Origin of the sequence: Mucilaginibacter phenanthrenivorans, from assembly GCF_024721155.1 — a bacterium.
Lineage (GTDB): Bacteria > Bacteroidota > Bacteroidia > Sphingobacteriales > Sphingobacteriaceae > Mucilaginibacter > Mucilaginibacter phenanthrenivorans.
In genome coordinates this window covers 57845-78584 of sequence record NZ_JAHVAP010000003.1, presented here as the reverse complement: position 1 = coordinate 78584, position 20740 = coordinate 57845, and the positions used below count along the sequence as shown (strand labels likewise).

The following is a 20740-nucleotide window of genomic DNA, read 5'->3' as shown; positions in this document are numbered from 1 at the left end:
GTACTTTAATTAAATTATATGCTACATTCGTCAGCCTCGTGTCCGGTTTAAATGATATTCTGATTAATGGCCTTCGCCACCGCTTCTGTCAGTGAGGCGACATGAAGTTTTTCATATATCTTTTTTACGTGACTGCGAACGGTCTCATAACTGATATTGAGATCAGAGGCGATCATCTTATAGCTTAAACCGTTAACAATGGCTGTCAGCACTTCTTTTTCACGCGAAGTAAGGTGATAGTCATCTTCTGCAGGCTGCTTTAATACCTTACCGCCCTGCAGCAGCCCAAGTACCCGCCTGGCTATGGTGGGACTCATGGGTGCGCCGCCAGTCATCAATTCTTTAATGGATTCCGTTAATGACCCGTTAAGCTGGTTCTTTAAAATATACCCGGAAGCCCCGGCACAGATGGAATTAAATATTCGCTCATCGTCCTCAAATACAGTTTGTATTAATATCTGTACCAAGGGGAATTCCCTGCTCAGCAATTTAACAGCCTCTATGCCATCGACCCCGGGCATACCGATATCCATTAAAACTACATCCGGGTTAGACTTCAGAACATCTTCCACGCAATGCCGAGCATCGCTATACACCCCAACGACGTCAAATGCCGGGTCGGTATTCAATAATAAACTGATACTGGTACGAATATTTTTATTGTCATCAAAAATTGCTACACGGATCCGCATAATTCAAAATTGCTTTAAGTAAACAGATAATAAGCTCATCTTTTAAACCTGTGCAGGTTATATAAAAGATCTATTTTGGTCCCCTCACCGGATGCGCTGCATATTTTTAGTTGTGCACCCAGTTCTTTGGCCCGGAAGTTAATGTTCAGCAAGCCGTTCCCGCCATCCATAAAACCCTCATCGACGCCGGTATTGCCGGCATCAAAGCCGATACCGTCATCCGTGATCAGGATTTGCAGGTAAAATCTGCTCAGGCGCATATCCAGTGTAATCCTTTTACAGCCCGAGTGTTTGATGGCGTTGTTGAGTGCCTCTTTCAGGATCAGGAATAAGTTTTTTCTTGCTGTCATCTCCAGGATCAGTTTCGAAACCTTCTCGTCTTCATAAAAATCAAACTGGATCCCCTTTGTCAGGCACAACGGCTGTACAAATGCTTTTATCTTCTGGATGATGGTAATCATCTGGTCGTTAAGCGGATTGATAGCCCAGACGATATCAGACATCTCATTGATGGTTTCGTCAGCAGTTGCCTCTATCGTGCCGAGTATCTCCTTTAGCTTTTCCCGGCTTTCCTGCTGTTCATAGATCCTGGCCACCTTGGAATAGATAGCGATACTGCTTAGCGTTGAGCCGACATGATCATGAAGGTCTCTCGCAATGCGGTTACGTATGGCCTGCCTTTTCAGCAGCTCATTGATACTGTAGCGATATAACAGGTAACACAGGCCACCGATGGCCAGCGCGATGATCAGGTAGCAGCACCAATACGGCATCGGATCCGGTCCCGGTACACGCATAGCCGGCAATGTTTTAAAGAAAACAAGCAGGACCGACCGGCGGAAAAGTATGGATGAAGGGTACATTTTGTATTGACATTTGAATTTCGCTAAATATGAGTTTATGATCTCTACCAATGGGTGACCGAAAGGGGTGATTTTTATCACCGGATACGGCATCCGTGAAACCTGGTTGATCAGTTCTGAATCATACCAACAGCATTCTTTATGAGGAAAAATTCTGTAAGCCGCAATATCCCGGATATTGCGGCTTTCTTAATAAATCGCTGATCCGGCTATTTTGCCAGGAATGCCAGGGCTGCAGGAAGAAACTGCACATAGTTTTGAAATACTGCAGAATGACCTGAATCGGGATAAACGGTTAATATCGCATTGGGAATGCTCTTGGCCATGTTCTCAGCATTGATGACCGGAACCGGGACATCTTCCTCACCCTGTGCGATAAATACAGGTTGGGTAACTGACTGCAGTTCTTTCAGGGCGTCCGGGTAAGGCTTGGCCCAGCCCAATACGGCAGTTATCTCGGCGGTTTCGCTTGCTGTGGACAAGGCGCTGTCCCTGTTCGTTCTTTTTTGTACCCTGTCATAACAGGCCAGGCCAGCCTTTTGACTTGTGTCTGAAGGTGCAAAGCCAAATTTCAGGAAAACTTCCTTAGGGGTGAGCCCTACGGTAGTCGCCAGCAAAGCCGGAAGATTTGAAAGGCCCTGCGCACCTTTAGGGCCGGTACCTGTCAGTATGACCTTGTTTACTAAAACCGGCTGTGTAAGGAGAATCTGCTGGCTGATGAAGCTGCCCATAGAAAATCCCATCAGGTTCACTTTACTGTAACCGAGCGCTTTTATGAAGGCGACAGCATCTGAAGCCATATCGGCTATATTATCAGGTGTTGTTCCGCCCGACCACCCTACACCTGGCAGGTCAAACAGAATGACCTTATTTTTTGATGCCAGACCATCAGTTATTGCCGGATCCCAGTCGTCCATGGAAGCCCCCAATGCAGACACCATAACAAGTGGGGTGCCCTGTGCGTTGCCTAAGACACGGTAGGCGATCCTGGTACCGGAAACGACAACAAATTGGGTTACTGCTGTCTGGTGATAATCCTGATTGTTTGGATAGTCTTTTTTACAGGATGCGATGCTTAAGCCAAGCAGGACAAAAAAGGCCGAAATTTTAAAAATTTGAAGAGTTTTGCTGTTTTTCATAATACTTAATTTATTTCAAGAACAGTCAAAAATACCCTGGTAAAGCGGCTGGAAACAGAAATATAGCCTTCAAACGGGCAAATGAGGTCCTGATTTGGGCATTATACAAGTCAAAAGTCATTTCAGGTTTTTGACAGCCTTAACATTTCATATGACCATATACTCCTTTCATTCCGGCAAAAATCCGAATTGCAAAAGCCGCCATAAATATAGGTTAGCTGTCTCACCGCTGTTGGTGATTGCCCACTGGCGGCCGCAAAACTAGTTTTGAACTTTCGCCTTTTTGTGATCAAGCGTATTCACAGTTCAGGCGATCAGTGTTTTTACAACTAAAAAAAAATAAAATGAGTAACAAAAAAACAATCCTTATTACCGGAGCAGGCTCCGGAATGGCGGAGGGAGCAGCCATTGGTATGGCACGGGCAGGACATCATGTGATTGCAGGCGTACAGATCGCGCCGCAGGTTACGGCATTGCGTCGAAAAGCTGCCGAACTTGGCCTTGAAAAAAATCTACGGGTAGAAAAACTTGATATTCTTAATCCGTTTGATGTCAGCAATGCACTTAAATTCGACATCGACATCCTGTTCAGTCATGCCGGTATCGGTGAAGCCGGGCCCTTATCCGAGGTGCCGATCGAATTGGTGCGGAGCAATTTTGAAACGAATTTATTCGCTCCATTGGCGCTGGTACAGAAGTTTGTTAATAAATGGGTCGGCCAAAAGAAAAAAGGAAAGATCGTGTTTACCTCTTCTTTGCTGGGCCTGATTACTGTTCCTGGGTTTGGTCCTTATGAAGCAACCAAGCACGCACTTGAAGCTATCGCAGAAGAGCTGCAAACCGAGCTAAAACCTTTTGGGATCAAGGTTCAGGTCATTAATCCGGGTCCTTTCTTTACCGGGTTCAATGAAACGATGGCCGAGACCCCATTTCGCTGGCTGGATGACCATACCAGCATTATTAAAAGATCTGATTTGCGCGCGACATTTGATCAGTTACTTGCCGCGCCGGATGGCAAGCTCGATCCCCGGATCATCATCGATGCGCTGGTCCGCATTGTGCCCGAAGATTCAGGAAAGTTCAGGAATATTATTCCCGAGACCCTGGAAGCTTCCGTTAAGCAGAGTCAGGCAGCCGCATTTTCAAACACCATATAAGAACTCAAACCCAAAGCCGGCTCCGGCCTGCTTTGGGTTTGAGTTATAACCATCCCCTTTTTCGGGCATAGGAAAGCCCGAACTGCTGCAGCAATTTTGCGCAAAAAAGTTAATCAGTTAACGCATAAGGGATTGGTCCCGGACAAACAAATGGAAACAGGTTTCAGAAAATGGATAATTGTGGTTACCATCGTCGCAGCGACAGTAATTGAACTGATAGACACGACGATTGTAAATGTCTCCATCAATACGATGAGCGGAAACCTCGGGGCTTCATTAGAAGATACCGCCTGGGTGATAACGGCTTATGCTATTGCCAACGTGATCATTATTCCTATGACCAGCTTTCTTGCTGAAAAAATAGGACGTAAGACCTACTATATTGGTTCGGTTTTATTGTTCACCATCGCTTCCGTGCTGTGCGGTCTTTCAAACAATTTATGGGAACTGGTGGCCTTCAGGTTTATCCAGGGAATTGGCGGGGGGGCGCTTTTATCTACTTCACAGGCTATTTTATTTGAAACATTTCCGCCAAAGGAACGGGGAACCGCCAGCGGTATTTTTAGCCTTGGCATCATCATCGGTCCCTCCATCGGGCCTTTAATTGGCGGGTATATCGTGGATAACCTTAGCTGGCCCTGGATATTTTATGTCAATATTCCGATAGGTCTGCTGGCAGCATCATTGGCATGGATCTATCTTAGACCAACGAAAGCCGCCGTAAACGACAGGAAAATAGACCTGTTGGGCATAGGACTGCTGGCGGTTGGCATTGGGTCCCTGCAGATAGTCCTGGAGCGCGGCCAGACAGATGATTGGTTTTCTGCCGGCTATATTGTAGTGCTCAGCGTAATTTCTGCTTTGTGCCTGACGTTGCTGATATGGTGGGAGCTGCGTACTAAATTCCCTGTCATTAACCTCCGGGTTTTAAAAAACAGCACCTTATCGCTATCCCTGATGCTTAATTTTGCACTCGGATTTGGCCTGTTCTCCTCCATTTTTGTATTTCCGCTGCTGGCGCAGCGCATCACCGGATTTTCCGCTTTTCAAACTGGCCTGATGCTGCTTCCTGGCACTGTTATGGCTGCCCTGATCTCCCCTTTTTTAGGTAAAATGCTGCAAAGCGGAATTCGTCCGCAGATATTGATCGTATCCGGCTTTCTGCTGTGCGGGGTTTTTACATTCATGATGTCCGGGACAAATCAGTCGGCAGGGCCGGCCTATTATTTTATTCCCCTGGTTTTCCGGGGTTTAGGTACCGCCCTTCTGCTTGTTCCGCTCACATCGCTTGCAGTGTCGGCACTTAAGCCTCAGGAGATCCCGCAAGGCGCTGCGCTCAGTAATATGTCGCGCCAACTCGGCGGCTCTTTTGGAATAGCGCTCATCAATACTTATATCGCTCACAGGGCAGCCTGGAACCGGCTGTCACTGATCACCCATATTACCGGGGAAGATCCGCAGACCGCTGATCGGCTGCAATCCCTGAAGAATTATTTTCTGACACATGGGGCGACACTCCAGCATGCTTACCAGGAAGCCATCGGAGCATTGGAACTGACGGTCAGAAAACAAACGTTCCTTTTATCCTACCTCGATGCGTTCCTGCTCTTGTCGATGGTCAATTTCTGTTGTATTCCACTGGTGTTACTTACCATAAAAAAAAAGCGTATGGCACCGGCTATAAACATCGCTGTCAAGGAGCAGGAACATTGAAACTTTCACGAGCGGGTTCCTGGTACAGCTGACCAAAGCAGCAAATGATCGCAGGGCATCCCCCAATTTAATAACCACTTACTAATTAAAAAAAGATGAAAAAACACCTGTTAACAGTAATCGTATCCGCGATTTCTTTACAAAGTTTCAGTCAGACCGCCAGCCGGCTGATAAAGGAAAAAGACGTAGAAAATATCATCAATGTGCTTGCCGCCGACAGCATGGAGGGACGAGGTATCTTTACGCCCGGGATTGAAAAGGCCGCCCGCTATATCGAGAACAGCTTTAAAACAACGGGTCTTGAATCTTTCTCAGGAAGCGGCAGTTTCAGGCAAAATTTCTCGGTCACTAAAAGTGTACCCTTAGCGGTTGAGGTAAACATCAATAATGTTCGGGTGCCGGTTGAAAATTGCATCATTATCAGTAATGGGACTTTTAAGTGGAATAATGACAAAGACGTTCAAGTACTCAAAATCAAACCCGGCGGGGCCTTTTTGGAGAGTTATTTATCCATACTAAGGTCGGGTAAAAACGCCATTGTACAAGTCGACGAACAATACCGCGATTATTTTAATCATTTGAGAAAGACACTTGCTAATGGCTGCATCACGCTGAAAAATAATAACCCGTCGGGCCAGGTATTTATATTAGGAAATGCTGCCGAGATCACATCATTTGAGATATCATACCAAGATAAAACACAGGAAATTGCCTTAAGCAATATAATTGGGGTGATCCCCGGAAAAACAAGGCCAAAAGAATGTGTTATTTTCTCCGGGCATTATGACCACCTGGGCATTTTGCCACCGGTAAAAGGCGACAGTATCGCGAACGGAGCCGATGATGATGCTTCGGGGATCACCGGTGTAATCAGCCTGGCCAAATATTATAAAAAACTAAATAACAATGCCCGGACGCTGATCTTTATCGCCTTCACGGCCGAAGAACTTGGCGAGTGGGGATCCCAATATCTTTCTACGCAGCTGGATCCCGATAAAATAGTTGCCATGATAAACATGGAACTGATCGGGTCCGACTCCAAATTTGGACCAAATAATGCATTTATTACAGGTTTTGAGCGTTCAGATTTCGGTGCTATTATGCAAAAAAATATCAAAGACACTTCTTTCCAATTTCACCCTGATCCTTACGTTAAATTTGAACTGTTTTACCGCAGCGACAATGCTTCACTGGCGCGGCTGGGAGTGCCGGCTCATACCATTTCCACTGCGCCGATTGACAAAGACCAATTTTACCATACCGTGAAAGATGAAGTTAAAACGCTTGATCTGAAAAGTCTGACCGCGACGATACAAGCGATCGCAACCGGTGCAGGATCACTCGTCAGCGGACGGGATACGCCAACAAGAATTAAATAATATATCACTTGCGGAAACTTCATGCCGGACTTTAGCCGGTCAGAATTATTGCTTAAAGGCTGTTAACGAAAGTTGCAGCCTTTATTTTTTGACAGTATAGCTCAATTACGCGCTGAAAGATCAAGGTAAAATTGTAGCAGGCAAACAAGTCCTTCGGGATGGAAAAATGGCTGCTGCGCGTTTCGATAGCGCACTTGCCTGGCCGGATCGTATTCGTGGACTTTACCTTTTTCGGTACTTTTTATCAAAAGGTATACGGGTGCAAAAGGCTTTGCAGGATCGCTTTTGCTATATGGTAGATCAGAATTGACCAGCGTGTCCCCGTTGCCCGGTACAACGCTTCCGCAAAAAGAACAAGCGCCGGCCGTAAAGCCAGCGCTTGATAGAATCCGGAAAGTAGTTTGCTAGCCGGCAGTGCCACGATAGCAGATCGGGTTAATATGCTTTAGGCTCGCTGTATATGAAGTCGTCCATTGCAACCAGATCCGTATTCGCATTATCGGTTACACCCGCAGTTATAGCCTTATTTCCGGAAGTAATTTTAACCCTCGTGATCTTTGCACTGGTATGCAAGCCGACAAAGGAGAATTTCTTATCGGCAGCCGGCGCTTTGAACTTGCCTATAAGCCGGTCACCTTCGTAGATTTCGACAGTTGTTGCATCTGCATTATCCACATCGGTGAAAACCAGCCCGAAAGAGCTGACATAAGCAGGTTTGTCAGTTCCGGGCACCTGAAATTTAAACTCGGTAACATTAGACCCGACCGATGAAAATATTTTGTTCTTGCTAAATGCGCTGAACTGGCTGCTATAGGCAGGGTCAATATCCGCAAAATTATTATCGCTGACCCTTAGCGCAGCATTGGCTGGGGTGAATATTAATCCCCTTTTCCTGGTGTCGGGAAGTGTTTTATCCGTGGCACCAAAGAAATCGACCGGGAATGTGTTCGTATTCGCCAGGTTTGCAGGAATACCGTCCCAGTTGATTTCGCGCCGTCCCGAGGAAGCCCCTGGTACGGTGTTTAGCTGGCTGCCGGCCTGCTGCCGAAAGGCATTGAGTTTGCCGATTATAGCGGAACTATCCCCCGCGATAGCGGTTATTTCGAGTGCCTGCGGCGGGATTTGATACCCGTCATCATTTTTGCTGCAACCGTTGAAAGCCAGGCATGCCAGCGCTAATAGCGGTAATTGATTGAAGTTAATTTTCATAGTTATTTAATTTTAAGCAAAGATGTCCGGATAACGGAGTTCCATCAATCACCAATAGCAGTGACTGCCTTCCCTCAACATGGGCAGCTGTCTTAAAACGCGATTTTTCCCGTAAAGAAATGACCGGCCGGCCTTTATAATCAATTGCAGACACGAACGAAACCGGTCAGTAATAACCCCGATTCTGGTGATAAGATCCTGTCATGAGGCAAAGCAATTTTGCAGTAGACAAATCACGCTAATGTTTTAAATAAAATTCGTTATGACGCAAACAACAGAAAAACAGTTACAGGGGAAAAAGATCTTATTCGCTACAGTTGCGGCCGACGGCCACTTCAATCCGCTTACGGGTCTGGCCAAATTTTTGATGGACGCGGGGTGCGACGTGCGCTGGTATACTTCAGGAATTTATAAGGACAAGTTAGCGCAGCTCGGGATCCAGAACTATCCGTTTATCAAATCCAGAGATATTACCGGCAGTTCCCTGCATGAGCTTTTCCCGGAACGTGTCACCATTGCTGATGCCGGAGAAAAAGCGAATTTTGATATGATCAATGTATTCATCAAGCCCGGGCCTGGCAAATTTGAAGACATTCTCGATATCAGAAAAACCTTCCCTTTCGATGCCGTAATAGCTGACAATATGTTTCCGGCAATACCTTACATCAGTGCCAAAATAGATGTACCTGTGATCTCTATCGGCATTATACCGCTGCCAGAAAGCTCTGATGATCTTGGCCCTTACGGTCCGGGATTTTATCCGCCGACCAACGATGTTGAACGCCTTAAAATGGCAGAGCTCCGAATGGCTTTTAAAAATGTTGTTTATAAGGCCGGAACGGATTGCCTGACAGCACTGCTCGAACAGTATGGCGTGCCGTATAACGGGGTAGATATATTTGATATACTAACCAAAGCACCGGATCTTTATCTGCAGGTCGGTTCGCCTTCGCTTGAATATAAGCGCAGCAGCCTGGGAAAGAACGTTCGTTTTATCGGCGCATTATTACCCTACACGGAATCGCGTGTGCAAGCGCAATGGTCAGATGAAAGATTGAAGAGGTATCAAAAGGTGGTGTTAGTGACCCAGGGAACGATAGAGGGAGATGTTTCAAAACTCCTTGAGCCTACACTCGATGCATTCAAAGGAACTGACACGCTGGTTATCGCCGCAACAGGTGGATTTCATACCACGGAGTTAAAAAACAAATATGATTTCGATAACCTGATCATCGAAGACTATATTCCTTTCGACCAGATCATGCCTTTAGCAGATGTATTCGTAACTAACGGAGGATATGGCGGAACGCTACTGGCGGTGGAACACCAGCTTCCGCTGGTGACAGCAGGACTTTATGAAGGAAAAGCTGAGATATGTGCCAGGATCGGGTTCTTCAAATATGGCATTGATCTTAAAACAGAAAGGCCTGCTTCGGCCGATATTTTAGCAGCAGTTAAGGTGATTATGGATGATCCGCAATACAAAGACAATATAACGTTATTATCGCGGGAAATGGAGGGTTTTGACGCTAAAGCACTTTGCGCCGGCTATCTGAGTGAATTGCTCATTTCCAGTCCCGCATCCTGAAAAAAGACATCGAATTGTGAGCTGCAAAAAGACCTTACCCTTTACCGGATAAGGTCTTTTTGTATGCCTGGTGAGCAAAAAAGATGCGGCCCGCAGGCCGCATCTTTCAACAAAAACAAACTGACAAAAACACTCTTATTTACTATTAACAAAACGCAAATGTAGAAAGGGCGCAGTCTCCGGGCAATCACCAAATCCGGTTATATACACCCATCAAAATCCAGCCTTTTCTTTGAACACTACTACACAATGTGAAAATTAATAGACTTGGCCACCGCTTCGGTCATCGAGGCGACCTTCAGCTTTTCATAGATCTTCTTCATATGGCTCCGCACGGTCTCGTATGAAATATTAAGCTCATATCCGGTCATCTTATAACTTTTCCCGTGAACAATACAGAACAGCACCTCTTTTTCCCTGCTGGTGAGTTTGTAGTCCGGAGCATCTTTTACTCCCCTGATAGAACAGGCCTTTTGCTTGATCATATCGATCACTCTCCTGGCTACAAAAGGACTCATCGGCGATCCGCCTATGCGCAATTCTCTTATCGAGGATATCAGGTTATCGTCCAGTTCATTCTTCAGGATATAACCAGAAGCACCTTCCAGGATGGAATGATAGATTTCGGCGTCGTTACCTGAAGAGATAACCACGAGCACCTGAACATGGGGGAATTCATTCTTTAGCTGCTTCAATATAGCCAGGCCGTTTAATCCGGTAGCAGCAATATTGATCAATACGAGATCGGACCGCGAGGATACAATTCCTTTGATGAATTCTTTCGCCGTATTAAAAACACCGACCACGTCAAAGATAATGTCATCCCTTAATATGGTCATCATTTGGTTACGGCCACTCATGTCCTTGTCAAAGATCGCCACTCTTATTGAACGTCCGGGCTCTCCGAAATAGTTCCATTCTTTAATTCTTTCCATAGCTTATCGATTTGATCTGCGTTGTTGTCTTTTCGACATTTTTATGAACAGCCTAAAGATAGGCCGTCAAAGACCGCCGGCCCTACAGGATTATTGTTGAATAAGGCAATTCAATAGCTGAACCGGGCAATCGCGGAAATGACCATAAAGCCGGGGTCTTTGAATTATAAAGCTTCGCAGGAGAGGTACGCCGGGAACCTGCCTAAGTATGGCTTATCGCAGAAAGGCAATCGGAGCGCTATGCTCCTTTTTAAAAGCTGCGGGAGTACAGCCCGTGTGTTTCCGAAAAAAGCTGATAAAGTGCTGGACATGTGCAAAACCCATGCAACGTGCTACTTCCCGTAACGTGAAGCCCGGATCAAGGAGCATTACCTGGCTTTCTTCAATGATCCTCCCGGCGATCAGTACTGAAGTACCTTCACCTGTTGCTGTTCTTAAAGCTTTGTTGAGATGATTCGTGCTGATAAAAAGAAGCGCGGAATAATCTGCAGGATACCGCAAAAGGGCTTTTTGAGATCCGTGGGATATGGGAAACTGCAGATCCAGCAATTTCATAAATTCTCCGGCGATCTTTTCTGAACTGGTGTGCGGCGGTTCGCGGACAACATCCCCGGGATGAAGTTTTAAGATCTCATAAATCAGTTCCAGTAACAGGTTTCGGATGAGTTCATTCCTGTATTCGAAATCTTTCAGAGACTCATCTGTTAAACGGTCAAAAGCAGCTTTTATTCCGCTGAACTGACCTTCGGATAAGGTCAGCATCGGTAGGCCGTTCCTCCGGAACGGCGTATACCTGCTAACAGGGTCTTCCGTTCCAAAAAAATCTGCGGGAACGACACAGGAAAATATTTCAGCGTCTCCGGCAGGGATCTCACAGGCGAAGGCCGTCCTGGGATTGATCATCAGGAGGCTGTTGTTGTTACTGGTTAAACGCCGGTTTCCATATAAAATGCTGACAGGTTTTGCAGTCAGAAAGAACCCATAGAGATCCCTTCGTCCGTATGGGATCTGAATTACTGACGGATCTTCTTCTCTGTATATGATGAAATCAAGGTTTTCATCTGTTGCCGTTCTTTTGTCAAAACCGTTAGCATTTTCCACTAACAGCTGTTCGATCCTGCTGCTTCTTTCCAATGTTATTATTTTCCCTGGCCAAATTAACGGTATGCTGCTCTAAAAATTGCGCATGAACGGTGAGAAATTACGCAAATCAATCCATTGATGTCATTAATCAAATCTTCGGGATCATTATACCCTGCTGCGCCTAAATTTGAATAACGACCCAAAAAAGTCGTGTAAAACCCGAATAAGTTACGGAATCATACCTATGAAATTGAGAATCGCCATTTTTGAACAAAACAAAAACATCAGGAACAGTATCGATCAGTTATTAAATGCTGACAAATCTTTTGAGCTGGCCGGATCGTTCGGTCATACCAACCATTGTATAACGGATATCAACGCTTGTCGTCCGGATATCGTGATCATGGACATTGATATTGCAGGAACAGACGGGATCGAAGCGGTCAGCCGGATCAAAGCTGAATTTCCTAAGCTACACATTCTGATACAAACCGTCACCGAAGAGGATGAACGGCTTTATGCATCCATCCTGGCCGGTGCCTCCGGCTATATTTTGAAAAGCCGTTTGAGGACGACGCTCGTACGCTCGTTGAAAGAAATTAGTTTTGGCGGTGCTCCAATGAGTCCGAGCATCGCCCGCCGTGTTCTTCATCTTTTGAAACGCAAAAATGTTGCACGGCCTAAAGGAGTCGTGAGTTATCCGCTGACGCAGCGCGAAAGGGAAGTGCTCAAATGCCTTGTAAACGGCCATAATTATAAAACGATCAGCACCGGAATGAAAATCAGTTACGAGACGGTGCGCAGCCATATGAAGAAGATCTATGAAAAGCTGCAGGTAGCCTCACTGACGGAAGTCGTCGCCAAGGCCATCTATCAAAATATCGTTTGACGATTAACGATCGTCCATAATTATTTCAGTAGTTTTTTCCGGCACACAATCCCCGAATTTGGGGATTGTGTGCCGGCACGTGTCCGAATAAATTCGCCTCGCTAAGATTGCACGTCCCGGGAGCGGATCATTAAGCCTCCGGGTGTAAACAGATAGGGAATATTGAGTATGAACAAAGCATTAGCACTTGAGGCCTTTTATGATCAGCATCAGCTGGACTTTCCTTCCGGCCCGGCGACTTTGTCGGGCCATTTCAATGTATTTGAACGCAACAGAAAGCCCGGCCCGGAGGCGGGAAATATTCCTTACAGCCGGAAAGACTTCTATAAGATCTGTTTGCTGACAGGCAGGAACAGGATACTTTTAGGCGACCGGATCATTGATACTGAAAAGAATGCCTTACTGTTTATCAATCCACGCGTACCTTATGGGATTGAAGTCATGGAAAAAGAGCAATCGGGTTTCTTTTGTTTATTTTCAGGAAGCTTTATCTCGAATAGCGCAATCCGGGGTAATCAGCTCGGGCTTCTTGAGAAAGATTGCCGTCCACTGTTTGATCTGACGGATCATGATGCGGGACACATTTCCGGCATATATTCCCGGATGCAGCTGGAAAACAACCATAATTTTAAGTTCAAGAATGAACTTATCCGTAGTCTCATCGTTGAGCTTGCGCTTTCAGCGCTAAAGATATCGAAAGCGCAAAGAACCGGGAAAAAGCAAGCAGATCAGTCTCTACCTGCATTGTTCTCAAACCTGCTGGAAGCGCAATTTCCAAATGAGCCGGCTACCAACGCATTGGATCTCCGCAGTCCGGCGGCGTTTGCCGAAAAACTTTCGGTACATCTGAACCACCTGAACAAAACACTTAAAGGGACTTACGGCAAAACGACCGGCACGCTGATCACCGAAAGAACAGTTCAGGAAGCTAAACGCATGCTCGCCAGGACAAGCCTGAATATATCGGAAATCGCCTGGAGCCTGGGTTTTAACGAACTATCCTACTTTAATCAGGTATTTAAAAAAGTAACACGGATGACCCCAAAAAATTTTCGGGAGCGCTGCCAGGTTTGATCATCCATACTTCATTTCACTACGCTGATCGTTGGCAAAATTTTGAATCCGGACTCATATCGCCGCTTTTTTAAGAATTGCCCACGCGATTCACGTCCCCATCATCGGTCAAGATTCTCACAGATTAGGTTATAGTGAGCCATGAATGTCTGAATTAATTTTGCATTAGTTAAAAAACAATTTACCATGAATGATAACCAATCAAATAAAGCTGCACCGGGAGCCGGTAAAGCAAAATCATTATCAGATCGTTATGATTATATCGTTGTAGGGGCAGGTTCCGCAGGCTGTGTTATCGCGCGGCGTCTGACAGAGGGCACTGATTTTTCGGTGCTTCTCGTTGAACCGGGCGGTTCTGATGCAGGTATAGAAAGCATAGCGAATCCTGGCCAGTGGGTCATGAACATAGGCGCGCCACACGATTATTTATATAGTTATGAGCCCAGCGAACTGATCCATAACCGGATAATCCCGGTTCCAAGGGGAAAAGTTCTTGGCGGCTCCGGGAGTATCAATGCCATAACATGGACGCGCGGAAACAAGGCTGACTATGACGGTTGGGCTGCTGCCGGTAATAAAGGCTGGGATTATGAATCCGTACTGCCCCTGTTTAAGAAAATAGAAGACTGGGAAGGCGGTGAAACTGATTTTCACGGAGCCGGAGGACCTATAGCCATCGGGAACGCAAAAGACCTTCACTTTGTCCCTGCCGCATTAGTCGAAGCAGGCAGAACATTTGGTATGCCGGTGTTAGCTGACACGAACGGCCCGGCTCCGGAAGGTGTTGGCGCGATGGTGCTTAATGTAAGAGACGGCGTACGTTCAAGCCCGACCGAGTATCTTAAACCGGTATATGATTCGGACAGGTTAACTGTTCTCACCTATTCCAAAGTAGTAAGGCTTAATGTCAAAAACGGCCGATGCATCGGCGCGGACATCTTATCAGGAGATAAAGTCCATACGGTTGCAGTTAACGAGGAAGTCGTATTATCTGCCGGCTCCCTTGATACGCCAAGAATATTGATGTTATCAGGAATCGGTGACAGTGAGGAATTAAGGAAGCTTGACATCGAAACGATTGTCCATCTTCCCGGGGTTGGAAAAAACCTTCAGGACCATCCGCTGATAGCCGGATTATGCTTTGAGGCCAGCCGGCCGATCGGTATCCCCAATAATAACCTGGCAGGTAGCGTCGCCCTTTGGAAGAGCAAAAAGGATCTGAAGGTCCCTGACCTGATGTACCTTCCGTTGCAGGTACCCTACCTGACCCATGAGATCGCCCGGGAATACGAGGTTCCGGAAAATGTATTTTGCCTGGTTCCGGGCCTGGTCGGTCCAAAGAGCCGCGGCTACCTGAAAATGAGAACAAACCGTCACGACGGCCCGCTTGAGATCCAGCCCAACTTTATTTCAGCTCCTGAAGATCTCGAGGCTTTGGTTTCCGCTGTTCATATAGCGATGGAACTGATCAACCAGCCGGCTTATCAGGCAATCATCAAAAGGCGTATCGTTCCGGGAAAGCTGGACAGCAGAGCAGCTATAGAAACGTTTATCAGGGACGGATTAACTTCTTATTTCCATCCGGTCGGAACCTGCGCAATGGGACCAGGTGCTGACGGGGTTGTTGACAGCGATCTGCGCGTATATGGCATTGAGGGACTGCGTATCGCCGATGCTTCGGTGATGCCATCCATTACTTCTGCCAATACCAATGCAGCCACGATGATGATCGGGGAGTTTGTCTCACGATCCATACTGACCGGAAAATAACATAGTCAATACAGCAATGCCTGCCTTTTAAAGGCAGGCATTTAAAAATATGCACAACAATCCCGGTACTTACTGTACCGGCTTCCATGATACATATGAAAAAAGTGATTCTTATAACCGGCGCTTCGGCGGGGATCGGACTGGCGGCAGCAACCACACTTGCGCTTGAAGGACATACCGTTTACGGTGCCAGCAGGACGATAAACGACCTTGGCGATCTGCCATTTAAAGCTATTCAAATGGATGTTACAGACGACAGATCGGTTTCTCAATCGGTAAAGGCTATCCTTGAGCAAGAAGGCCGCATCGATGTGCTCATCAACAATGCGGGTAATGGCATTGCCGGCCCGCTCTACAATATGACTGTAACAATGGCTAAAGCGCAGTTCGAGGTTAATTTTTTTGGGGTTGTCCGGGTCAGCAGCAGCGTTTTGCCATCGATGATAGTCGATAAAAGCGGGCTGATCATTAATATGAGTTCTATTGCCGGGTTGATCGGCTTGCCCTACCAGGGGATCTACAGCGCCAGTAAATTCGCATTGGAAGGTTACTCCCAAAGCCTGCGTATGGAACTGCGCCGTACAGGTATCCAGGTAGCGGTCGTCAATCCTGGCGACTTCAAAACTTCCTTTACCGGCAGCCGGCAAAAATTGCCGTTTACTTTGGTAAATACGCTCCTGGAAAAGGACTATCATGCGGCTATAAAAAATATGGAAGCAGATGAAAGTAACGGCGGCGATCCCGGGATGGTTGCCGCGAAGATCAGCAAGATCGTGAATTCGGCATCCCCATCACAAAATTACCTTGTCGGGGCACTGGGACAAACGATCGCCCCGCTGCTCAAGTCAGTATTGCCCGGACGGCTTTTTGTGAAGCTTATGAACGACCACTATGGCCTCAAATGACCAACATGAAATGTACCTCCATGAACAGTTATGGCAGTTTCCTTAATTAACAAAGCAAAATATGCATGATCATCATCTATCGTCAGCCGGATTTAAAATTACGATAAGCAGTTCCGCAGCAAATGAAACCTCGAAGGATGAAGTAACCGTTAACCTTAACCAGCTTGGAGAACAGGTAACCCGCTTTATCGGAACACAGTTAAATCCGGAGAAGGAACTGACGTTAAACCTTCGTATCGAGCACTGGGATGAGGTCTTCAGTGTTGAAGAATCTGCTCTTAACGTCAGACAAAATCCTGGGGAGACCAGTACGCAGGACTATACGAGAAATTACTGGATATAATTTTCAAACGCCTATTAAAAAGATAATCAAATGAAAATAACTATGCTGGCCGCTGCTGCGTTTTTAGCAGCAACAAGCTTCGGCGCTGCGGCTCAGGACCTGGCCAAAAATAATATTTCAGGACAAATTGGAACCGGTAATGAACCTTCCGCCATCATTGCGCAGTTGAAACCTGCTCAAGTTAAATCGCCGGATCAGTCCGGATCAACCGCCTGGCAATCCGGTCTGGATGTTGCCACCACCAAAGCACTGCTTCCCGGGGCGGTAGGAACAGCAACCATCTGGAAAACCGGTGGAAAAAATGACCAGCACGGGTCAAATCTTCCGGTAGTCGAACTGGAGAAACTGGTTCCGGTTCTGGTCGGCGCGTTACAGGATCAAATGCTCAGAATAACTGAACTTGAAAAGGAAGTAGAGCGGCTTAAGGCAGTGGCGAAGGCGGCAGGATATTAATAATGGGTAAATCATTGCAGCGGCAAACGCTGAGCGTCTTTTTAATTATTGCCGGTAAGCTAACCAATTAAAAGAGAGGCGGTATCCGGCAGCCGTAGTTTTCGGCGCCGGACCGCCTACCGGCAAACCTGTCTTATTCAATAACGTCCGGCGACCGGAATGTATTTAGTAAGACAGGTTATAACTTAAGGTTTAAACAGCCGGATATGAGATAAAACATGATCGTCAATTACACCGAGAAGGGGTGGGAAATTATCACACAACGTGCTCACGGAACGCTTGCAGGTTTGCTAGCGATGCACTGGAAACATTCCGTAAGAACAGCGCGATGGTTTGAAACGCTGATCGCCATTGCCGGTCACGATGATGCACGCATCGAACCCCGTGATGCGGGCTTGTTGAGCACACAGGGAGGCCCCCTGGATTTTACAATGACCACCTATGACCACGAGCATTGTATCAGCACCTATGAAGGTGCGCTGGCTAAAAGCCGTTATATCGCTTTGCTGACCTCCCTGCACCTAGAGTTCGTTTATGGTGAACTTGCTGCCGGTTCGGAAGCCGGTTTACGTTTTATGCAGGATCAGTCGGCTTTACGGGAAAAATGGATGAAGGAGCTGCAGATCAGTACCGACCAAACGGCAAAAGATTACCGGTTGCTGGAATGGTGTGACGCGCTATCCCTGCTTATCTGTAAAAGAAAATCCCAACCGGAAGGACGGGCAATAGAGATCAGCAAAGGGCCTGACGGTATCAGCCATCAGCTGACCATTGACCTGACAGGCGATATGTACGTTACCCCCTGGCCGTTCGAAGCAGAGCAGTTCGAGGTCCAGGTAGAGAGCCGGGTGCTGGAACAGTTAAGTTTCAGGGATCATGCAGAATTCAGAGCAGCGTTTGACGCTGCCGGTGTGATCTGCAATGCCTGGACATTAAAAAAGCAAATTTAAATGTGAGCGTATCCGGTCTGTGATCGACCGGCCATAGCTCAAAAAATGAATTAAAACAGACGTATACTTAACCGATATAGCTCATGTTATACAGTGAAATAACCGGAAACGGTCAAAAGACCATTATTTTTATCCATGGTAATTCGCAGTCCCTGCATACCTGGGATAAAGTTATTCAGCACCCCTGGCTCACTGATTATACCCGAATAATGGTGGACCTTCCAGGGCACGGCAGGTCCTTTTCCAGCACCAACCCTGAAGCAGATTACTCCGCTCAAGGGCTTGCGCTTCATCTGCGTGAGTTTCTTGAGCAATACAGCGACCGATCTTATGTTTTGGTCGGCACATCGCTTGGTACCAGCATTATAAGCGGAATGAATCCTTTCCCTTCAGCCTGTAAAGGCGCATTCCTGTCTGGCGCGATGCTGTCATCTAAAAACATTACCGTCAAAGACATGGTCCAGCCGGGAAGATCGGTAGCCGCCGCATTCAAAGCCGATGCCACTGACGAGGAGATCGACGAACTGACGGATAATTTCATTTTCCGGGCAGATAAGGCGGTCAAAGATCATTATAAAAGCGTTTACAGGTCTACAGATCCGAACCTGAGAGCCTATTTAGGAAAGTCGCTCAGCAAGCCTCCGGAAATCGATAAGATCGCCAACCTGACCGCTGCCGGAATCCCCGTTGCGGTCGTTTATGGGCAACAGGAACGTATCGTTCAAACGGACTACCTTAAACGTACTGAGCTGCCGCTATGGAAAAATCAGATCTTTAAAATTCAGGATGCAGGCCATTGCGCAGAACTTGACCAGCCTTCAGCAATGGCTAGACTGATCAGCGAGTTTACTGAAAACTGTCTCTAAAGCAAAAATTTCAAAAGCAATTTAAACCACTCAAATCCCCGAAATAGGGGATTTGAGCAGCGGACAGGCTCCAATATATTTGCCAGCTGAAACCCACAAAGCATAATCATGGAATATTCAAAAACTTACGTGGCCAAGGATGAGCATATAGATGTGCAGGACATTATGGATGGCCTCTATTATCCTTTTTATATGGAACACTGCAGACACGATTTTATCAGGGAAGTCCTGGGTTTCGATTTCGAGGCAGAAGCCAGGAACGGCGTTTTCATGGTGCTATCCAATTATAGCATCAGTTTCATCAGGTCCTTAAAAAAAGGAGATGAATTTACCGTCACCTGTACGTTATATGCCGATCAGGCAGGTCTGCCTAAGCTCCATTTCAAACAGTCCATCTTGTTAAATAAAAAAATCATGACACGGGCCGTTTTCTCCGGTACCTGCATACCTGCCATCGGAGGCAGGCCCTATTTGCCGGATTCAGTACTTGAAAAGATCACGGACGCGCCCAAACTCGATGCCTTGCAGGCGGTATAACACGAAAAATCAACAACAGCAAAAAATGAAAAAGTCCGAACAATTAACCAAACTTTCTACCGGAGAGCATTTCGCGGAAGTAAACAATATCGTTATTCACTACCATGTCGCCGGCGCAGGGCCCGTGCTGCTGTTGCCTTCACCCGGTTGGGGGCCGTCCGTTGACTATATCCGGCCGCTAACTATTTTTGAGCAGTATTTTACGATGGTTTATTTTGACACCAGGCACAGCGGTCAATCAACCGGTCCTGAAGACCCGGAACAATATACGCTCGAACACTTCGTCGCGGATATCGACGCCCTGCGGGAGTATCTCGATCAGCCTCAAATTTTTGTCGCCGGGCATTCCGGCGGAGGGCACCAGGTACTGGAATACGGAATCCGCCACAGCGATCATTTATCAGGGATCATTTCCATAGACGCCATCGCAGCAGCCGATGCATTGAGAGGCGCGGAACTGATGAAAAGAATAGCGTTCAAAAAGGATGAACCTTATTACGTGAACAACCCATCTGTTTATGAAAAAGCGTCAGCATTGATGAGCATTATGGGTAGCGACAAGGCTCCAAAGACACTGAGGGAGATCATTGATACGATGGGTTGCTTTTATTTTCATGAACCAGAAAAGGCAAAGGAAATATTCAGTAACCTTGAATTTAACGACCAGGTCTTCGGGTATGTCAATGCTATGGGTTTCCAGGGAAAAAACCTGCTCCCGGAATTACACCAGATCAAGGCGCCTGTACTGATCATTTCAGGCGATGATGATTTTATTTGCGACCCGATGACGCAGGCAGTCAGGATCCGTGCGCATATACCTTCTTCAAAGCTGGTGATCCTTGACGATTGCGGCCATTTTCCATGGATCGAACAGCCCAGGGCATTTAACGAGCAGTGTGAACTGTGGTTCAATGAACTGGGATTGCAGCAACAAACGAAACAGTGATCGTTAATAGTGGCCGTTGAAATATTAAATGGCCGGCGTTGTCCGGCTTTTTAATAACGGCTAAATATTCCGGGATCTGGAAAAATGCGCTAAGCTTCAGAATATTATATCCGTCAAACTATGCAATTACCGGTTCAAGATACACCGCTTAGGGCGGCTTGAAACCGCTCTGATAGGTACACATCCCAAAAGCAGACCAGTGCTGATGGCCGGCCATCTATTTCCGCCGCGTATCTCAAATTTCAAATT

20 protein-coding genes are annotated in these 20740 nt (G+C 46.6%); 14 read left to right on the top strand and 6 right to left on the bottom strand.

Features of this window, described 5'->3' with window-relative positions; translation table 11 throughout:
* Nucleotides 1-47: 47 nt before the first annotated feature.
* From KXD93_RS06840 to KXD93_RS06830, 3 genes are all read right to left on the bottom strand, one after another.
* Nucleotides 48-692, bottom strand: a complete 645-nt coding sequence (locus tag KXD93_RS06840; protein WP_258136213.1) for a response regulator — start codon at nucleotides 690-692, stop codon at nucleotides 48-50.
* Between the two features lie 35 nt (nucleotides 693-727).
* Nucleotides 728-1555, bottom strand: coding sequence for a sensor histidine kinase (locus tag KXD93_RS06835; protein ID WP_258136212.1), 828 nt, complete (start codon nucleotides 1553-1555; stop codon nucleotides 728-730).
* Nucleotides 1556-1764: 209 nt separating this feature from the next.
* On the bottom strand, nucleotides 1765-2694 hold the full coding sequence (locus KXD93_RS06830) for an alpha/beta fold hydrolase (RefSeq protein WP_258136211.1): 930 nt from the start codon (nucleotides 2692-2694) through the stop codon (nucleotides 1765-1767).
* A gap of 344 nt (nucleotides 2695-3038) precedes the next feature.
* Here KXD93_RS06830 and KXD93_RS06825 point away from each other — a divergent pair, with 344 nt between their 5' ends.
* The 3 genes from KXD93_RS06825 (at nucleotide 3039) to KXD93_RS06815 (ending at nucleotide 6943) form a co-directional block, all read left to right on the top strand.
* On the top strand, nucleotides 3039-3851 hold the full coding sequence (locus tag KXD93_RS06825) for an SDR family oxidoreductase (protein WP_258136210.1): 813 nt from the start codon (nucleotides 3039-3041) through the stop codon (nucleotides 3849-3851).
* A 150-nt stretch (nucleotides 3852-4001) separates the two neighbouring features.
* On the top strand, nucleotides 4002-5564 hold the full coding sequence (locus KXD93_RS06820) for a DHA2 family efflux MFS transporter permease subunit (protein ID WP_258136209.1): 1563 nt from the start codon (nucleotides 4002-4004) through the stop codon (nucleotides 5562-5564).
* A gap of 95 nt (nucleotides 5565-5659) precedes the next feature.
* Entirely contained in the window at nucleotides 5660-6943 is a 1284-nt protein-coding gene (locus tag KXD93_RS06815) for a M28 family metallopeptidase (RefSeq protein ID WP_258136208.1), read from the top strand.
* A gap of 435 nt (nucleotides 6944-7378) precedes the next feature.
* Here KXD93_RS06815 and KXD93_RS06810 read toward each other — a convergent pair whose 3' ends face one another.
* Complete coding sequence (locus KXD93_RS06810; RefSeq protein ID WP_258136207.1) at nucleotides 7379-8152, bottom strand: hypothetical protein; 774 nt, start codon at nucleotides 8150-8152, stop codon at nucleotides 7379-7381.
* A 262-nt stretch (nucleotides 8153-8414) separates the two neighbouring features.
* On the opposite strand from KXD93_RS06810, the gene KXD93_RS06805 reads away from it, so the two are divergent.
* The gene (locus KXD93_RS06805) at nucleotides 8415-9740 is read left to right on the top strand and encodes a glycosyltransferase (RefSeq protein WP_258136206.1); all 1326 of its coding nucleotides are present in this window, start codon (nucleotides 8415-8417) and stop codon (nucleotides 9738-9740) included.
* A gap of 242 nt (nucleotides 9741-9982) precedes the next feature.
* Here the strand turns inward: KXD93_RS06805 and KXD93_RS06800 are convergent, their stop codons facing one another.
* The gene (locus KXD93_RS06800; RefSeq protein WP_258136205.1) at nucleotides 9983-10675 is read right to left on the bottom strand and encodes a LuxR C-terminal-related transcriptional regulator; all 693 of its coding nucleotides are present in this window, start codon (nucleotides 10673-10675) and stop codon (nucleotides 9983-9985) included.
* Between the two features lie 213 nt (nucleotides 10676-10888).
* Entirely contained in the window at nucleotides 10889-11809 is a 921-nt protein-coding gene (locus KXD93_RS06795) for a helix-turn-helix domain-containing protein (RefSeq protein ID WP_258136204.1), read from the bottom strand.
* A 193-nt stretch (nucleotides 11810-12002) separates the two neighbouring features.
* Between KXD93_RS06795 and KXD93_RS06790 the strand changes: the two genes are divergently transcribed.
* The 10 genes from KXD93_RS06790 to KXD93_RS06745 all read left to right on the top strand — a co-directional run bounded on the left by KXD93_RS06790 (nucleotide 12003) and on the right by KXD93_RS06745 (nucleotide 20491).
* Nucleotides 12003-12647, top strand: a complete 645-nt coding sequence (locus KXD93_RS06790) for a LuxR C-terminal-related transcriptional regulator (protein ID WP_258136203.1) — start codon at nucleotides 12003-12005, stop codon at nucleotides 12645-12647.
* A 168-nt stretch (nucleotides 12648-12815) separates the two neighbouring features.
* Complete coding sequence (locus KXD93_RS06785) at nucleotides 12816-13721, top strand: helix-turn-helix domain-containing protein (RefSeq protein WP_258136202.1); 906 nt, start codon at nucleotides 12816-12818, stop codon at nucleotides 13719-13721.
* A gap of 186 nt (nucleotides 13722-13907) precedes the next feature.
* The gene (locus KXD93_RS06780) at nucleotides 13908-15491 is read left to right on the top strand and encodes a GMC family oxidoreductase (RefSeq protein WP_258136200.1); all 1584 of its coding nucleotides are present in this window, start codon (nucleotides 13908-13910) and stop codon (nucleotides 15489-15491) included.
* Nucleotides 15492-15586: 95 nt separating this feature from the next.
* On the top strand, nucleotides 15587-16396 hold the full coding sequence (locus KXD93_RS06775) for an SDR family oxidoreductase (protein ID WP_258136199.1): 810 nt from the start codon (nucleotides 15587-15589) through the stop codon (nucleotides 16394-16396).
* A gap of 61 nt (nucleotides 16397-16457) precedes the next feature.
* The gene (locus tag KXD93_RS06770; RefSeq protein ID WP_258136197.1) at nucleotides 16458-16739 is read left to right on the top strand and encodes a hypothetical protein; all 282 of its coding nucleotides are present in this window, start codon (nucleotides 16458-16460) and stop codon (nucleotides 16737-16739) included.
* Between the two features lie 30 nt (nucleotides 16740-16769).
* Nucleotides 16770-17192, top strand: a complete 423-nt coding sequence (locus KXD93_RS06765; RefSeq protein ID WP_258136196.1) for a hypothetical protein — start codon at nucleotides 16770-16772, stop codon at nucleotides 17190-17192.
* A 218-nt stretch (nucleotides 17193-17410) separates the two neighbouring features.
* The gene (locus KXD93_RS06760; RefSeq protein ID WP_258136195.1) at nucleotides 17411-18142 is read left to right on the top strand and encodes a DUF3891 family protein; all 732 of its coding nucleotides are present in this window, start codon (nucleotides 17411-17413) and stop codon (nucleotides 18140-18142) included.
* 83 nt (nucleotides 18143-18225) lie between these two features.
* Nucleotides 18226-19008, top strand: a complete 783-nt coding sequence (locus KXD93_RS06755; protein ID WP_258136194.1) for an alpha/beta fold hydrolase — start codon at nucleotides 18226-18228, stop codon at nucleotides 19006-19008.
* A gap of 108 nt (nucleotides 19009-19116) precedes the next feature.
* Complete coding sequence (locus tag KXD93_RS06750) at nucleotides 19117-19545, top strand: acyl-CoA thioesterase (protein WP_258136193.1); 429 nt, start codon at nucleotides 19117-19119, stop codon at nucleotides 19543-19545.
* 25 nt (nucleotides 19546-19570) lie between these two features.
* Nucleotides 19571-20491: an alpha/beta fold hydrolase gene (locus KXD93_RS06745; RefSeq protein WP_258136192.1), complete on the top strand. Its 921-nt coding sequence runs from the start codon at nucleotides 19571-19573 to the stop codon at nucleotides 20489-20491.
* The last annotated feature ends 249 nt before the right edge of the window (nucleotides 20492-20740 follow it).

Coding starts and splice junctions, on each gene's coding strand:
- KXD93_RS06760 (WP_258136195.1), top strand. CDS start 17,411: ATGATCGTCAATTACACCGAGAAGGGGTGGGAAATTATCACACAACGT.
- KXD93_RS06755 (WP_258136194.1), top strand. CDS start 18,226: ATGTTATACAGTGAAATAACCGGAAACGGTCAAAAGACCATTATTTTT.
- KXD93_RS06820 (WP_258136209.1), top strand. CDS start 4,002: ATGGAAACAGGTTTCAGAAAATGGATAATTGTGGTTACCATCGTCGCA.
- KXD93_RS06840 (WP_258136213.1), bottom strand. CDS start 692: ATGCGGATCCGTGTAGCAATTTTTGATGACAATAAAAATATTCGTACC.
- KXD93_RS06810 (WP_258136207.1), bottom strand. CDS start 8,152: ATGAAAATTAACTTCAATCAATTACCGCTATTAGCGCTGGCATGCCTG.
- KXD93_RS06800 (WP_258136205.1), bottom strand. CDS start 10,675: ATGGAAAGAATTAAAGAATGGAACTATTTCGGAGAGCCCGGACGTTCA.
- KXD93_RS06775 (WP_258136199.1), top strand. CDS start 15,587: ATGAAAAAAGTGATTCTTATAACCGGCGCTTCGGCGGGGATCGGACTG.
- KXD93_RS06830 (WP_258136211.1), bottom strand. CDS start 2,694: ATGAAAAACAGCAAAACTCTTCAAATTTTTAAAATTTCGGCCTTTTTT.
- KXD93_RS06785 (WP_258136202.1), top strand. CDS start 12,816: ATGAACAAAGCATTAGCACTTGAGGCCTTTTATGATCAGCATCAGCTG.
- KXD93_RS06815 (WP_258136208.1), top strand. CDS start 5,660: ATGAAAAAACACCTGTTAACAGTAATCGTATCCGCGATTTCTTTACAA.
- KXD93_RS06825 (WP_258136210.1), top strand. CDS start 3,039: ATGAGTAACAAAAAAACAATCCTTATTACCGGAGCAGGCTCCGGAATG.
- KXD93_RS06745 (WP_258136192.1), top strand. CDS start 19,571: ATGAAAAAGTCCGAACAATTAACCAAACTTTCTACCGGAGAGCATTTC.
- KXD93_RS06765 (WP_258136196.1), top strand. CDS start 16,770: ATGAAAATAACTATGCTGGCCGCTGCTGCGTTTTTAGCAGCAACAAGC.
- KXD93_RS06780 (WP_258136200.1), top strand. CDS start 13,908: ATGAATGATAACCAATCAAATAAAGCTGCACCGGGAGCCGGTAAAGCA.
- KXD93_RS06835 (WP_258136212.1), bottom strand. CDS start 1,555: ATGTACCCTTCATCCATACTTTTCCGCCGGTCGGTCCTGCTTGTTTTC.
- KXD93_RS06790 (WP_258136203.1), top strand. CDS start 12,003: ATGAAATTGAGAATCGCCATTTTTGAACAAAACAAAAACATCAGGAAC.
- KXD93_RS06750 (WP_258136193.1), top strand. CDS start 19,117: ATGGAATATTCAAAAACTTACGTGGCCAAGGATGAGCATATAGATGTG.
- KXD93_RS06770 (WP_258136197.1), top strand. CDS start 16,458: ATGCATGATCATCATCTATCGTCAGCCGGATTTAAAATTACGATAAGC.
- KXD93_RS06805 (WP_258136206.1), top strand. CDS start 8,415: ATGACGCAAACAACAGAAAAACAGTTACAGGGGAAAAAGATCTTATTC.